Below are 14,122 nucleotides of genomic sequence, written 5' to 3'. Positions count from 1 at the left end.
ATCAGACCGCAGCAACCGAGCGCTGATCGGCGGGTGCCTGCCCGGCTTGGCCGGCGGCGATCGCCTGATCGATCAGCATCCGTGAACGCACGCCGCCGGCATCGATGTTCAGCAGCAGCAGCCTGCGCTCCGGATGGAGCTCGAGATTGCGCTGCTGGCGCTCGAGCATCTCGAGGTCCTCGGCGAAGATCTTGGTCTGGCCTTCGCGGATGGTGTTGGTAAGCGCCGCATCCTGAACGGCAAACCGGCGGGCAAGACCCCAGAAGTACCAGTGGGATGTCGTGGTTTCGGGCGTCATGAAATCGACCACCATCGCAGACGCCTTGTGCGCATTGTCGGCCTCATGACCGCCATGCCCCGCCAGCGCGACGCCGACCTCGATCAGCACGCTGCTGGGCAGCGAAAAGCGGCAGATCTGCCAGCGGTCGACCAGCTGCTGGTCGGGCAGCCCCGCCCCGCGCAACGCCATCTGCCAGAACGGCGGCGCCATGATGCCATCCATGAAGCGGCTGGTGACGATCTCGTCGCCTTCGATCCGGGTCTTGACCGGCGCCTCGTCGATTTCCTTCTGCCCGATGCTGCTGGCATGGACATAGTTTTCGTGCGTGAGGTCCATCAGATTGTCGATCATCAGCCGATAATCGCACGCGACGTGATACAGCCCGCCGCCAAAGGCCCATTCGTCGTTCTGCGCCCATGGCAGATGCCGCAGCTTCGCAGGATCGGCGGCTTCAGCGTCGCCGGGCCACACCCAGATGAAGCCGTAGCGCTCGACGACGGGATAGGTGCGGATCGGGGGAAAGCCCTTGACCCGCTGGCCGGGCATCCCGACCGTCCGCCCATTGCAGCCCATCGCCAGCCCGTGATAGCCGCACACAAGCGCGCCGTCCTGGATGAAACCGAGCGACAGCGGTGCACCGCGATGCGGGCAGAAATCCTCGAGCGCGGCAACGTTGCCCTCGCCATTGCGGAAAAAGACCATGTGTTCGCCGCAGATCTGGCGCCCCAGCGGCTTGCCCTCGATCTCGTCGGGCGTGCAGGCGACATACCAGGCATTGACCGGCCATGTCGGCGCGCTTCCGGTCGATGAAGCCGATGCTGCATTGGTCATGTTGCTCTCCCCACATCTTTGGTCGCGGTGCTTTCCGACGCGCTATTGGATCCAATAAGCATGATGGCTGATCGCCGTCAAGCGCGATTGGGGCTTGCCGGGCGACCTCGAGACTTTAAGAAACCCGCATGGAAAAGCGGATGAAGCCGGGACAGCGCGTGATCGTCGCGCTGCGCAATATGATCGCGTCTGGCGAGCTCGCCGATGGCGAGCGCATTGCGGAAATTCCGACCGCGGAACGGCTTGGCGTGTCCCGCATGCCAGTGCGCACGGCGCTGCGAACGCTCGAGCAGGAAGGGCTGGTGACCCGGATCGGTGCCCGCGGCTATGCCGCGCGAGGCCCGACGATGGGGCAGGTGACCGATGCCATCGAGGTGCGCGGGGTGCTCGAGGGGCTTGCGGCGCGGATCGTCGCCTCCACCCCCGCCCCGCCTGCCCTCGCGCGAAAGCTGGAGCTTTGCCTGGCCCAAGGCGAGACGCTGTTCGCCAAGGGGCATCTCGAAGAGGCCGATCTCGAGCGGTTCTACGCCTATAATTGTGCGTTCCACGATCTGCTGGTGGCTGCCAGCGACAATGCCGCGATCGCCTATGCGCTGTCGCGCAACAATCACCTGCCGTTCGGATCGGCTGCCGCGCTCGCGCTCGACTGGGAAGATCTGCCCGCGACCTATGACCAGCTGTCCGCCGCGCATCGCGAGCATGTGGCGGTGTGCAACGCCATCCTGGCGGGCAAGGCGGAAGAGGCCGAGCAGTTGATGCGCCAGCACGCCCGCGCCCCGCTCGCCAACGGCCGCCTCGCGCTCGCCCCGATCCTCTAGCGCCGCGACATTGCGTGAACGTCTGCGCCAGCAACCGGCATTGAGGCTGGTTTGCGATCGGCGACAATGGGTGCAGAGGCAGCCCCCTCGGCGAATGGCGGTGCTGAACGCTACAGCGCGACCGTCACCGATTTGAGCTCGGTGAAGGCTTCGACCCCGGCCCGACCGTTTTCCCGGCCCCAGCCGGATTGCTTGAAGCCCCCCAGCGGCAGTGCTGGGTCCACGCCGCCGCCGCCATTAATCCGCACTGTCCCTGCCTTGAGACGATTTGCCAGCCTCAGCCCATTCGACATGTCGCGCGTCCAGATCGACGACGACAGACCATAGCTGCCTTCATTGGCGGCTGCCGCGATTGAATCGATGTCATCCTCGCCAAAACGCATCACGCACAGCACCGGCCCGAAGATCTCCTCGTCGACCACCTTCATGCCAGCCATGGTGCCGGTCAGCACCGTGGGCTGGACGAAATAGCCCGGACCCTCCACGCGCTGCCCGCCGCATGCAACAGTCGCGCCCTCGTCTGCGCCGCTTGCAATATAGCCCATCACCCTGTCGCACTGTACCTGGCTGACCAGCGGCCCCATCTCGGTGCCGGGAGCCTGGCCGTTGCCGACCCGCAGACTTCCGGCGCGCGCCACGATGCCTTCGACGACGCGGTCGTACACGCTGTCGTGCACGAACAGCCGTGAGCCTGCAGCGCAGATCTGCCCGGCGTTGCCGAATATGCCCATGGCAGCGGCGGGGATCGCCTTGTCGAGATCGGCATCGGCAAAGATCACCACCGGCGATTTTCCGCCCAGCTCCAGTGTCACCCGTTTGAGATTGCCGGTCGCGGCTCGGACGATGGCCTTGCCGACGCTGGTCGATCCGGTGAAGGTGATCTTGTCGACCAGCGGATGATCAACCAGCGCTGCGCCTGCGGTCTGGCCATAGCCGTTGACGATGTTGACTACGCCCGCAGGGAACCCCGCCTCGGCGATCAGCTCGGCGAGGATCACCGCGCTCAGCGGCGTCTGTTCGGCAGGCTTGAGCACCACGGTGCATCCCGCCGCCAGCGCAGGCGCGATCTTGGCCACCGCCATCACGAACGGGAAATTCCACGGCACGATGGCACCGACGACACCCACCGGCTCGCGCCGCGAGAACGCGTGCCATTCTCCGGGAGCGGACGGCGTTACCGTTTCTCCGGTGATCTTGGTCGCCCAGCCGGCATTGTAACGCAATTGCTCCGATGCGCCCATCACGCCGCCGAACTTGGCCATCATGAACGGCATGCCGTTGTCGAGGCTTTCGGTCAGCGCAATCCTTTCGCCATGCGCCTCGATCAGATCAGCCAGCCGGTTCATCAGCCTTGCCCGCATGGCCGGGGTGGTCGCAGGCCATGCCCCGCCGTCGAAAGCCCGCCGCGCCGCCTGCACCGCCCGATCGATATCGTCGGCATCGCCGCAGGCAGCGGTGGCAAAGACATCGCCGGTTGCCGGATCGATCACGTCGATCGTCGCTCCCGCAGCAGCAGGGCCAAACACCCCGTCAATGAACAGCGGGCGCGCACCGGATGCGAGCTCTGCCCGCAATGCAGTCAGAGCTTCGGGCGAAAAGGGGGCGTTCATTCAGGCATTCTCCGTCAGAATGTGGCAGGGCCGGTTCGCGCGTCGCCTACCCGGCGCGCCAGTATCTCGCTGAAGCGACCGTCCTTGATGGTGTAGAAGATGACGCTGGTGATGAAGATCGACTGGCCCGTGACCAGCGGCCCGGCGATGAAGCCGGGATCGTCGACCAAGCCCTTGAACTCGGTGTCCAGCTCCACCGCGATGCCGGTGTCGTCGAGCACGATGCGCCTCAGATCCAGCTTTTCGTCGCAGCGCATCGCCACGTCGCGATAGAAGGACAGGATTTCGTCCCGGCTGCGCAGCACGCGCTTGCCCGACAGGGACAGCGTGACATCGTCGCGGTAGAAGCGACCGAAACCTTCGAAATCCTTGGCGTTGAACGCGGCGATATAGATTTGGAAGTCTTCTCTCGTCATGCCGCTCTCCTTGCGCTGGTACCCGGCACGCGCGGGTCTTCCGGAGCCAGTGCGGGCAGGCCCAGGATCATGTCACAGGCCTTTTCGGCGATCATGATCGTCGGGGCGTTGGTGTTGCCGCCCGGAACGGTGGGCATCACCGATGCATCGACAACACGTAGCCCGGCGATGCCGTGCACCCGCAGCTGTGGATCGACCACCGCCATCGGCCCGTGACCCATGGTGCAGGTGCCCACCGGATGCTGGGTGACCTGCGCGGTCTGGCGGATGTGCCGGACAAGCTCTTCGTCGCTCTGCAGGTCCTGTCCCGGCAAAAGCTCCTCTCCGGTGAGCGCCGCCTGCGGCTGGGTACGATAGATATGCCGCGCCAGCCGGATGCCGTCGATCGCGGTGCGCAGATCGGCAGGATCGGAGAAATTGTTGAGCAGCACGGCGGGAGGGTCGGCCGGATTGGCCGAGCGCAGCGTAAGCTGCCCGCGACTGAACGGATGCAGCAGGATGACATCTGCGGTGATTGCATCACGCTGGCGGGCACGCACGCCGGGAAACCAGATCTCCGCGTCCATCCGCACCGGGTTGCTCCACAGCTGGATATCGGGGCGGTCGAGCTCGGGCCGGGTGCGCAGCACGATGTTGCAGCTGTTGACCTGGCTGGCAAACGGTCCCTTGCCGGTGAGCGCCCAGCGCGCCACGCCCAACGCCACCCTGTCGAACCGCAGTTCATTGAGAAAGCTGACCGGTCGCTGGAGCGCAAAATGCACCGGGACGCGCGGGTGTTCCGACAGGTTCTGCCCGACCCCCGGCAGATCATGGACAGCCGTAATGCCGTGCCGGGCAAGTTCGTCGGCGGGCCCGATGCCCGATAGCATCAGCAGCTGCGGAGAATTGTACGATCCCCCGCACAGAATGACCTCGCGCTCTGCCTGGATTTCGTGCGTCCGGCCCTCGGCGCGATAGACGATGCCGGTGGCGCGGCCCGCTTTCAGCACGACGCGCTCGGTAAGCGCCCCGGTGACGACAGTCAGGTTTGGTCGCCCCAAAACGGGCTCCAGATAGGCACGCGCGGTGCTGGAGCGTCTTCCCTTGGGGTCGATGGTCAGTTCACCGCGCGCGAACCCTTCTTCCTGCTCGGCCTGCAGATCGGGCGAGACGGGAAATCCCGCAGCAGCGGCGGTTGCCATCAGCGGATCGTGCAACAGGCGTTTGGTATCGACGGGGGCCACGTGCAGCGGACCGCGATCGCCATGCCACGGCCCCGCCCCGCGCCAGCTGGTTTCCATCCGCTTGAAATAGGGGAGGACCTCGGCAAAGCTCCAGCCTTCGCAGCCCATCTGCCGCCACTGGTCATAGTCGCTGGAATGGCCGCGCATGTAGAACATGCCGTTGATCGAAGACGACCCCCCCAGCACCCGGCCGCGCGGGATCGGAATGCGGCGTCCGTCCAGATGCGGCTCTGGCTCGGACATATAGGGCCAGGTATAGCGCGGATCGCGCAGCGCGCGCATGAAGCCCAGCGGCATCGTCAGCAGGAACTTCTTGTGGGTGCCGCCTGCCTCGACCAGCAGAACCCGGTTGGCAGGATCCGCGCTCAGCCGATTGGCGAGCACGCAGCCTGCGCTGCCGGCACCGACGATGACATAGTCGAAGACGTTCATGCCGCGATTGCCGCTGCCTGGCCATGGCGGATCATGTCGGCGGCCTTCTCCGCGATCATGATCGCGGGCGCATTGGTGTTGCCCCCCGGGATGGTGGGCATCACCGAACAATCGACGACGCGCAGCCCTTCCACCCCGCGCACGCGCAGCTGGGGATCGACGACGGCCATGGCGCCTGTGCCCATCGCGCAGCTGCTGGTGGGGTGCATCGCGGTGCCGATACGCTGGCGGACAAAGGCGTCGATCTCGACATCCGACCGGACGTCCGGGCCGGGCACGACCTCATGGTCGATCAGGTCGCTCGCCGGAGTATCCGCCAGAAAGTCGCGCGTGAACCGGATGAACCTGCGGAAGCTGGCGCGGTCGCCATCGGTGGCGAGCAGATTGAGATGGATCGCAGGCTTGGCGCGCGGATCGGCGCTTTTGAGCGCGACGCGGCCACGGCTTTCCGGGTGCAGCAGCACCGCCGAAAGCGACAGATAATCGCCCTTGCGCGCGCGCCAGCCGGGGAACCACAGCCGCGAGTCCATCGCCAGCGGGTTGATCAGCAGCTGCAGGTCGGGCCGGTCGAGCCCTTCGCGGGTGCGCAGGAACCCCTGCGCCCCCACCGGCAGCCCGCCTGCAGGGCCGGTGCCGAACAGCTGCCAACGCAGCAGCGAAAGCGCAAACCGGTCCAGCCGCAGCTCGCGATCGAATGAAAAGGCTCCGCTTGCCTTGTGGACCATGCCGATCGACGCGTGATCCTGCAGATTGGCGCCGACGCCCGGCAGATCGCAGACGACGTCGATGCCGTGTTCGCGCAAGGCATCGCCGGGGCCTATCCCCGACAGCATCAGCAGGTGCGGCGAGTTGAAGGCGCCTGCAGACACGATGACCTCGCCTGCAGCGTTTACCGTTTGCAGCTGCCCGTCGCGTTCATAGACAACGCCGGTCGCCCTGCCCTTGTCGATGACGATGCGATGGGTCAGCGCATGGGTGATGACCGTAAGGTTGGCACGCGCCATCGCGGGGCGCAGCATCCGCGCGGCGGGGCTCGCCCTGCGACCACGGTGGACGGTGAAATCGGGCGCGCTCCAGCCTTCGCTATCTTCGCCATGGAAATCGCCGAGCTGCTTCCATCCCCGCTTCTGCGCGGTGGCCAGCAGCGCGGGGTAGACGACCGAATCGCTGGCGTGCCGCGCGACGGTGATCGGCCCATCGCCCCCATGGTGCTCCGAAGGACCTCGCCAGTTGCTCTCCGACTTGCGGAAATAGGGCAGCACCTCGTCATGGCTCCAGCCGCGTGCGCCCATCTGCGCCCATTGGTCGTAATCGCCCGGATGTCCGCGCGAATACATCATGCCGTTGATCGAGGAGCACCCGCCGATCAGCTTGCCGCGCGGTGCGGGGATGCGCCGATCGTCGCAATGCGGCTCGGGCTCGGACAGATAGCCCCAGCCGATGCCCGGCGTTTTCATCGCCTCGAACCACGCCAGCGGCATCGACACGATCGCGCGCTTTTCGCTGCCGCCTGCCTCGATCAGCAGAACGCGGCAGCCCGGGTCTTCGGAGAGGCGCGCGGCGAGCACGCAGCCCGAAGAGCCCGCGCCCACCACGATATAGTCATACTCTGCCACTGGCTGGCTCATACCAGTTTGAACAGCTTTTCGGCATTGGTCTGGAAGAACTTGCGCTTTGTCTCGATCGGCATGTCCATCGCGTCGAGATAGCTCACTTCCTCCACCGGGCACTGATAGGGATAGTCCATCGCGTACAGCACCCGGTCTTCACCGATGACCTGCTGCGCGAACTTGATCGCCGGTTCCCAGGCCATGCCGGAATTGGTGAAGTGGAAATTCTCGCGCAGATAGTTCGACACCTTGTCCTTCTTCAGCGGCTTCATGCATTCGTAGCGGCCAGCGCGCACGCCCGCCTGGTGCATGAAATCGAGCCGGTAGAGCCAGTATGGCAAAGCCTCGCCCATATGGCCGAGGATGATCTGGAGTTTGGGGAACCTGTCGAGCACCCCGCTGGTGATCACCCGCAGCGCATGCATCCCGGTTTCCACGCCAAAGCCGAAGAGCGCACCATCCAGCCCGGATTCGAGCATCGGGCCGATCATGTTGGCAGGCGGCGTGTTGGGATGGATATAGATCGGCACGTCGAGCGCCTCTGCCGCCTCGAGCACTGCGGAAAATTTGGGGTTGTCCAGATATTCGCCCAGGATGTGGCTGTTGATCACGACGGCGGTGAAGCCGAGTTTGGTGACGCAGCGCTCGATCTCCCTGGCCGCGACATCGGGCACCTGCACCGCACAGGCCGCCATCCCGCTGAACCGGTCGGGATATTTGCGGCAGGCGTCGGCCAGCCGGTCGTTCGCGGTCTGCGCCACCATTACTGCGCGATCGGGGTCGCGCAGCGCGTTGGTGGCAGGCGCGGTGAGCGCCAGCACCTGTCGGTCGATGCCCCGGATGTCCATGTCCGCGATCCGCTGTTCGCCCAGATCGACCAGGGCATTGGCGATGAACTGCGGCCGTTCTGCCGGATGATCGAGATAGAAGCCGATCAGGCTCTGGAACCCTGGGTCGACATCGGGCGCGGCGAGCTCGTCGCGGAACGCCGCGATCAGTTCGGGCGTCGAAAAGGCCTCTTCCGTCGCGATGCGCAGATAGCCCTGCGCGCCGCCGGTCTGGGGTGCGTTCATGGTCGTTTTCCTCTCAGACCTGATGGATCGATTTGGTGACGTAACAGGCGGCAAGCCCCTCGGGGCCGTCCTCCGAGCCGTGGCCGCTTTCCTTGATTCCCTGGAACGGTGAATCGGCGGCGGCGAGCGAGGTCGTGTTGATGCCGATCATCCCGGCCTCGATCGCTGATCCCAGCAGGTTCGCCTGGCGCCCGTTTTCCGTGAAGGCAAAGGCTGCCAGCCCGAAGGGCAACCGGTTCGCCTGCTCGACCGCTTCATCGAAGGTGCGGAACGGGCTGGTCACCACCACGGGTCCGAACGGCTCTTCGTTCATGATCCTGGCCGACAGCGGGACGTTCGACAGCACCGTGGGCTGAAAGAAGAAGCCATCGCGGTCGATGCGCTCGCCGCCGGTGCCGATCACTCCGCCATGACTGACGGCATCGGCCACCAGATCGGCGATGGCAGCGGGACGGCGCGGGTTGGCCATCGGCCCCATCTGGCTGTCCGGCAGCAGCCCGTCGCCGACCTGCACTGCAGCCATGCGCTGGGTATATGCGGCGACAAACCGGTCGTGGATGCCTTCCTGGATATAGAAACGGGTCGGCGACACGCATACCTGGCCCGCGTTTCGCACCTTGCCGGTGGCAAGCAGATCGACCGCCTTGTCCAGATCGCAATCGTCGAAGATCAGCACCGGGGCATGACCGCCCAGTTCCATCGTGGTGCGCTTCATCGTGTCGGCGGCCAGCTTCATCAAATGCTTGCCGACCGCAGTGGACCCGGTAAAGCTGACCTTGCGGATGACCTGGCTGGCGAGCAGATGGCGCGACACCTCATCGGGGACGCCGAACACCAGTTGGCACACATCGGCAGGGCACCCCGCGTCAATCAGCGCCTGCACCACCGCCATGGCAGAGGCCGGGGCTTCCTCGGCCGGTTTGAGGATGACCGAACAGCCTGCGGCAATTGGCGCGCCCAGCTTGCGGCCGGGATTGTGGATCGGGAAGTTCCACGGAGCAAAGGCCGCCACCGGTCCCACAGGCTCGCGCGTCACGATCGAACGGGTTCCCGCCGGCCGCACCAGCACGCGCCCGTAATTGCGTTTGGCCTCCTCGGCATAGAAATCGAACAGCCCCGCGCACGCCATCGTCTCGATCCGCGTCTCCAGCAGGGTCTTGCCCTCCTCGCGCGTGGCGTTGGCGGCGATGATGTCGATCCGATCGCGCAGCAACTGGGCGGCACCGCGCAACACCCTTGCGCGCTCCTCGACCGGCGTCGAACGCCACAGCCGGAAGCCACGCTCGGCCGCCTCGAGCGCACGGTCCAGATCGGCGGCGCTGGCAAGAGGAAGATCGCCCAGCGCATCGCCGGTTGCCGGGTTGATCACCGTCTGGGTGCGGCGACCGGCAGCGGTCAGCCACTCGCCATCGATGTACATGCCCAGCTGGGGATAGCCGGTGTTTTCATAGTCAGCCATGAGGGACCTTTCTAGGATTCCTGGATTGTGATCAGGCAGCGGCGCGCAGCGCTGCGGCGTCTGCCCAGTTGCCGTGCAGGCCCTGACGGATGCGGAAGGGCAGCGCGATCGTTGCAATCGGGCCGGAGGCGATCTGCAGCGCATCGAACAGCAGCAGCCGCGAACCCATTTCTGCCAGCCGGTTCTCGATGACGATCAGATAGCCGTCGCCCTCTGCTGTCGATCCGGGGCGCGGGATGAAGGCGGGCTCCTGAAACGACGATGTCGCGCCGACCCAATAGCTCTGCGTCTCGCCCGTCTCCAGATCGATCAGGCCGAGCGTGTTCATCATCATGCCCGATGCGCTGCGCCCGCCGGGCAGATCGACCGGCTTGGTCATGTCCTGCACCAGCTGCCAGCCATAGCGATTCTTCAGCCCGGCAAACCGATCGTCGATGCGGGGAAACTCGCCGATGAAATCGGCCAGCGGGGTCATGGTAATCTCGTCCGAGTTGGCGCGCATATCCACCGTCCAGCGGGTCATCTGCGCGGCGGCCTCGTGCGGTTCGAACGGACGGCCTTCGGTGTCGGGGAAGAAGGGAAACATGTTGCCCTTGGCCATCGGCACATCGAAATGCACCAGGCCGCCTTCGTTGTGCGCATTCATGACATGGCTGGCAAAGCAGGTCGGGGCGCTGAACCAGCGGATATCCTCTGCCCGGCCGCCGCGCGGAAGCACGCCCAGATGCACCGGCCGTCCGCGGTCGAAACCGAAATGGGGAAGTCCCGCCTCGAGCCGCTCCCACGATCCGACGATCGGGACGACGTGGAACACGACATAATCCTCGGTGATGCCGAAGTCGTGCATCATGCAGTAATACGGAATCTCGAACCACACTTCGTCGGTGATCTCGCCGTCCGGGCTGATCGTGTAGAAAACCATGTCGCGCGTGCAGAGCCCCTTAGCGGCATAGCCGAATGCGAGCATCTCGCCGGTTCTGGGATCGATCTTGGGGTGTGCGGTAAAGGTCTGGCTGGTCATCTTGCCGCCGAAATCGAATTTCGAGTCGATCGTCTCCAGCGTGTGCGGATCCATCACCACCGGCGGGCTGTCTTCCTTCAGCGCATACAGCCGCCCGGCATGGACCAGCACATTCGTGTTGGCGGTGCCGCGCACTTCGCCAGCGACGCTGGGGTGATCGGTCAGCGGGTTGCGATACGCACCGAACAGCGCCCCGCCCGCTTCGCGTTCCGCCACGAACTTGTCGGTGCGGGCCCAGCGCTGCTGCAGCGAGACATTGCCCTTGCTGAAGCGGAACTGCGTGACCATGCCATCGCCGTTGAACCAGATATCGTCGCCCGAAAGCGGCGGGAACTGCGGGTCGGGTGCGACGCGGTAGAACGCGCCATCGAGATCGGCGGGCACTTCGCCATCGATCACGGTCAGGTCGTGCACCGTCGCTTCCACCCCAGAAGGCGCGAAGAAGCCGGTGAAGCTGGGGGTTTCAGGGAATTTCAAGGTGATACCTCCTGCGAAAGAGCGGGTGTTTGAACGGGTTGCGGCACGTCGGGCATAAGATCGCGGGCCATTGTGCGTGTTGCCATGAAGGCGTGGAATGCAGCCCAGAAGAAGAACAGCGCGCATGCGACCAGCGCATAGCGAAGCCCCTCTTCCGAGGCGGCATTGCAGGCGCTGACGATCGAAGACGAGGCATCGACCGGTGCGAGCCCGGAAGGGCAGCTTGCCGCATAGCCCACTCCAAAGGCGCGCGCGGCGAACAGGTCGCTGGCCCAGCCCATGAATGTTGGCCCAAGGCCGCCGCCGACCATGTGCATGGCAAACAGCAGTACCGCCGCCGCGGATGCGCGCATGCGCGGCTCCATCATGTTCTGCGTCGCACCGATCGAGGGGCCGAGAAAGGCAAATCCGATGCACGATGACGCGAGGATCAGGCCATAGCCAGCGGCGAAGTCGGTCTGCACGAGCCCAAGGATGTAGAATGGCGCGCCTGCCACCAGCACCAAAGCCGGTCCCCAGCCGTACCAGCGCACATCGCGCCTGGCGAGGCGCGCAATCAGCAACCCCAGTCCGGTGGTGCCGATCGCTGCGGAAATTCCGGTGACCAGTCCAAAGTAAAAGCCCGCCTGCGAATAGGACAGCCCGTGCGACCGGACCAGAAACGTCGGGATGAACAGGTTGAGCCCAAGATTGCAGAAGATGCACAAGGCCGCCGCTGCGGTGAGGTGCAGAAAGGCGGGCTTGGCAGCGATCGCGCGCAGCACGGCACCGAACGTTGGCGGCGTCCCGATACGCGAGGCTACAGGATCGAACATGCCCCGCGCAGGCTCCTTGAGCGTGAAGAACACGAGCGCGGCGAGCAGCAGGCCAGGCAGTCCCGCCATCACGAAGGCGCTGCGCCAGCTGATGAACTCGGACGCCCAGCCACCCAGAAACGCACCGACCATCGAACCCAGCGGCACACCCAGGCCCAGGATCGCAATCGCGCCTGCGCGCATCCGCGGCGGATACTGGTCAGAAATCAGCGAATAGCATGGCGGCGAGCACCCCGCCTCCCCTAGGCCCACGCCGATGCGCAGCAGCAACAGCTGTGTAAAATTGGCGGCGAGCCCGCACAAGGCCGTCATGGCCGACCAGACCGCGGTGGCGATGGAGACGATCACGATCCGGTTTCGCCGGTCGGCCAATCTTGCCACCGGAATGCCGAACGCGGTGTAGAGAAACGCGAAGGCGATCCCGCCGAGCAGACCGAATTGCAGATCGCTGATCCTCAGATCGGCCTTGATCGCGGGGCCGAGCACCGCGATGATCAGCCGGTCGAGCGAAGACGAGGCATAAACCGCGACCAGCAGCGTCATCATCCACGCCCGATAGCCAGGCGCGTGCATCGGCTGGTCCAGCACCTCGCGGGTTGCGCTCTCGCTCATGCCGCCATCGCATCCCTGGCGATGGCGCGCGCCGCGATCCAGTAGTGCACTGCGGCCCAGGCATACAGGCTCAGGCTGGTGAGCAGCGAGGCACGCACGCCCCATGCCGATGCTGCGGCGCAGCCTGCGGCCGTTGCGTCAGCGGCGCATCGTGCGGTCAGCCCCGCGCCATCCATCGCATAGCCGGTGTACAGATCGCTCACCAGGCCGATGATCGGCGGTCCGAAGCCCACGCCGATCAGCGTCGAGACGAAGAAGAACACGAACGCTGCGGTGGTGCGCATGTTGGCCGCCACCATGTTCTGGAACGCCACCAGCGTCGGTACCGAATGGAAGAACAGGAAGATGCCGGCAATCGTCAGGCAGACCAGGCTGACGCGCGGATCGGGTGCGATATAGCCGAACAGATACAGCGGCAGGCTCAGCGCCAGCCCCCAGAACGGCAGCAACGCATACCAGCGTTCGCCGCGCCGCGCGATGAAATCGATGCCGAAGCCGCCCAGGCTCATGCCGGCAGTGGCCGCAATTCCGGAAAGAAACGCAAGATATCCACCCGCCTCGGCCAGCGTCAGGCTGTGCACCCGCATGAAGAACGGGGTGGTGAAGGCACCGCCAGCGTAGAGCCCCATCGATGCCAGCGCGAGCCCGATCAGCATATGCAGAAACGCAGGCCGGGTGAGCAGGAGCCTGAACACCGCCATCATCGGCGGCGGCTTGGCAGCCTCTGCCCGCTGTGCGGCAGGATCGCTCATTCCGCGCGGCGGATCGGTCAGCAACAGCCGGAACAGCAACGCCACCAACAGCCCCGGCACGCCAACCGCCATCAGCGCCGTGCGCCAGCCATATTCCGCGGCGATCGAGGCGGCGGCGACCGATCCGATCACCGAGCCGACCGGCGCCCCCAGCCGCATGATGGTGAGCGCAAAGCCACGGCGATGCGGGGGAAAGTGATCGCCGATCAGCGATGCGCTGGGCGCCTGCACGCCGGCCTCGCCGATGCCGACACCGACACGCGCGGCAAACAGTTGCCAGAAGCTGGTGGCAAAACCGCACAGCGCGCTCATGATCGAGAAGATGCCGATCGAGACCGAAATGATCGTCACGCGATCCTTGCGTTCGGCGAGCCGCGCGATCGGCAGGCCGAGCGAGGAATACAGGATCGCAAAGCTGAGACCGCCCAGCAGCCCCAGCTGGAAATCACTCAGCCCGAACTCCTGCTTGATCGGCTCGGCCAGCGTCTGGACGATGACACGGTCGATATAGGCAAATGCTGCCGTCAGCAGGATGAGGGTCAGCAGAACTGCACGGTACACGGGGCCATAGACACGTTCTGCGGGGAGACTGGTCGCACTTTCGCTCGCTGGCATCGTCTTGCTTGCTGGGTCGATGACCGCCACAGATTGCTTATCCATTCATTTGGCCACCTGCCCGGGGAGCGACAGCCG

11 protein-coding genes are annotated in these 14,122 nt (G+C 65.2%); 1 reads left to right on the top strand and 10 read right to left on the bottom strand.

Annotated features, from left to right (window positions below; genetic code table 11):
* Nucleotide 1: 1 nt before the first annotated feature.
* Nucleotides 2-1,111: an aromatic ring-hydroxylating oxygenase subunit alpha gene (locus tag B5J99_RS08250; RefSeq protein ID WP_117352134.1), complete on the bottom strand. Its 1,110-nt coding sequence runs from the start codon at nucleotides 1,109-1,111 to the stop codon at nucleotides 2-4.
* 128 nt (nucleotides 1,112-1,239) lie between these two features.
* Here B5J99_RS08250 and B5J99_RS08245 point away from each other — a divergent pair, with 128 nt between their 5' ends.
* Entirely contained in the window at nucleotides 1,240-1,929 is a 690-nt protein-coding gene (locus B5J99_RS08245; RefSeq protein ID WP_054133759.1) for a GntR family transcriptional regulator, read from the top strand.
* 110 nt (nucleotides 1,930-2,039) lie between these two features.
* Here B5J99_RS08245 and B5J99_RS08240 read toward each other — a convergent pair whose 3' ends face one another.
* The 9 genes from B5J99_RS08240 to B5J99_RS08200 are packed head-to-tail and all read right to left on the bottom strand — an operon-like array spanning nucleotide 2,040 to nucleotide 14,089.
* Nucleotides 2,040-3,539 carry an aldehyde dehydrogenase family protein gene (locus B5J99_RS08240; RefSeq protein ID WP_117352133.1) on the bottom strand — a complete coding sequence of 500 codons (1,500 nt, stop codon included), beginning with the start codon at nucleotides 3,537-3,539 and terminating at the stop codon, nucleotides 2,040-2,042.
* Between the two features lie 14 nt (nucleotides 3,540-3,553).
* Entirely contained in the window at nucleotides 3,554-3,955 is a 402-nt protein-coding gene (locus B5J99_RS08235; RefSeq protein WP_069051444.1) for a nuclear transport factor 2 family protein, read from the bottom strand.
* A complete protein-coding gene (locus tag B5J99_RS08230) occupies nucleotides 3,952-5,610 on the bottom strand; it encodes a GMC family oxidoreductase (RefSeq protein WP_117352132.1) in 1,659 nt (552 codons plus the stop codon). The genes B5J99_RS08235 and B5J99_RS08230 overlap by 4 nt, the downstream gene beginning before the upstream one ends.
* On the bottom strand, nucleotides 5,607-7,226 hold the full coding sequence (locus B5J99_RS08225; protein ID WP_117353416.1) for a GMC family oxidoreductase: 1,620 nt from the start codon (nucleotides 7,224-7,226) through the stop codon (nucleotides 5,607-5,609). The genes B5J99_RS08230 and B5J99_RS08225 overlap by 4 nt, the downstream gene beginning before the upstream one ends.
* A gap of 8 nt (nucleotides 7,227-7,234) precedes the next feature.
* A complete protein-coding gene (locus B5J99_RS08220; protein ID WP_117352131.1) occupies nucleotides 7,235-8,293 on the bottom strand; it encodes an amidohydrolase family protein in 1,059 nt (352 codons plus the stop codon).
* Nucleotides 8,294-8,306: 13 nt separating this feature from the next.
* Nucleotides 8,307-9,752 (bottom strand): NAD-dependent succinate-semialdehyde dehydrogenase, encoded by a 1,446-nt coding sequence (locus B5J99_RS08215; protein ID WP_117352130.1) that lies wholly within the window; start codon nucleotides 9,750-9,752, stop codon nucleotides 8,307-8,309.
* 31 nt (nucleotides 9,753-9,783) lie between these two features.
* On the bottom strand, nucleotides 9,784-11,250 hold the full coding sequence (locus B5J99_RS08210; protein ID WP_245991814.1) for a carotenoid oxygenase family protein: 1,467 nt from the start codon (nucleotides 11,248-11,250) through the stop codon (nucleotides 9,784-9,786).
* The gene (locus B5J99_RS19870) at nucleotides 11,247-12,677 is read right to left on the bottom strand and encodes a spinster family MFS transporter (protein ID WP_162892512.1); all 1,431 of its coding nucleotides are present in this window, start codon (nucleotides 12,675-12,677) and stop codon (nucleotides 11,247-11,249) included. Before B5J99_RS19870 ends, B5J99_RS08210 begins: the two co-directional genes overlap by 4 nt.
* The gene (locus B5J99_RS08200; RefSeq protein WP_117352127.1) at nucleotides 12,674-14,089 is read right to left on the bottom strand and encodes a spinster family MFS transporter; all 1,416 of its coding nucleotides are present in this window, start codon (nucleotides 14,087-14,089) and stop codon (nucleotides 12,674-12,676) included. The genes B5J99_RS19870 and B5J99_RS08200 overlap by 4 nt, the downstream gene beginning before the upstream one ends.
* Nucleotides 14,090-14,122 lie beyond the last annotated feature (33 nt).

Source organism: Blastomonas fulva, from assembly GCF_003431825.1.
Taxonomy (GTDB): domain Bacteria; phylum Pseudomonadota; class Alphaproteobacteria; order Sphingomonadales; family Sphingomonadaceae; genus Blastomonas; species Blastomonas fulva.
This window is presented reverse-complemented; position numbering and strand designations above follow the sequence as displayed.

Excerpts from the sequence above, each read along its gene's own strand:
- B5J99_RS08250 (WP_117352134.1), bottom strand. The coding sequence starts at position 1,111 with ATGACCAATGCAGCATCGGCTTCATCGACCGGAAGCGCGCCGACATGG.
- B5J99_RS08245 (WP_054133759.1), top strand. The coding sequence starts at position 1,240 with ATGGAAAAGCGGATGAAGCCGGGACAGCGCGTGATCGTCGCGCTGCGC.
- B5J99_RS08240 (WP_117352133.1), bottom strand. The coding sequence starts at position 3,539 with ATGAACGCCCCCTTTTCGCCCGAAGCTCTGACTGCATTGCGGGCAGAG.
- B5J99_RS08235 (WP_069051444.1), bottom strand. The coding sequence starts at position 3,955 with ATGACGAGAGAAGACTTCCAAATCTATATCGCCGCGTTCAACGCCAAG.
- B5J99_RS08230 (WP_117352132.1), bottom strand. The coding sequence starts at position 5,610 with ATGAACGTCTTCGACTATGTCATCGTCGGTGCCGGCAGCGCAGGCTGC.
- B5J99_RS08220 (WP_117352131.1), bottom strand. The coding sequence starts at position 8,293 with ATGAACGCACCCCAGACCGGCGGCGCGCAGGGCTATCTGCGCATCGCG.
- B5J99_RS08215 (WP_117352130.1), bottom strand. The coding sequence starts at position 9,752 with ATGGCTGACTATGAAAACACCGGCTATCCCCAGCTGGGCATGTACATC.
- B5J99_RS19870 (WP_162892512.1), bottom strand. The coding sequence starts at position 12,677 with ATGAGCGAGAGCGCAACCCGCGAGGTGCTGGACCAGCCGATGCACGCG.
- B5J99_RS08200 (WP_117352127.1), bottom strand. The coding sequence starts at position 14,089 with ATGGATAAGCAATCTGTGGCGGTCATCGACCCAGCAAGCAAGACGATG.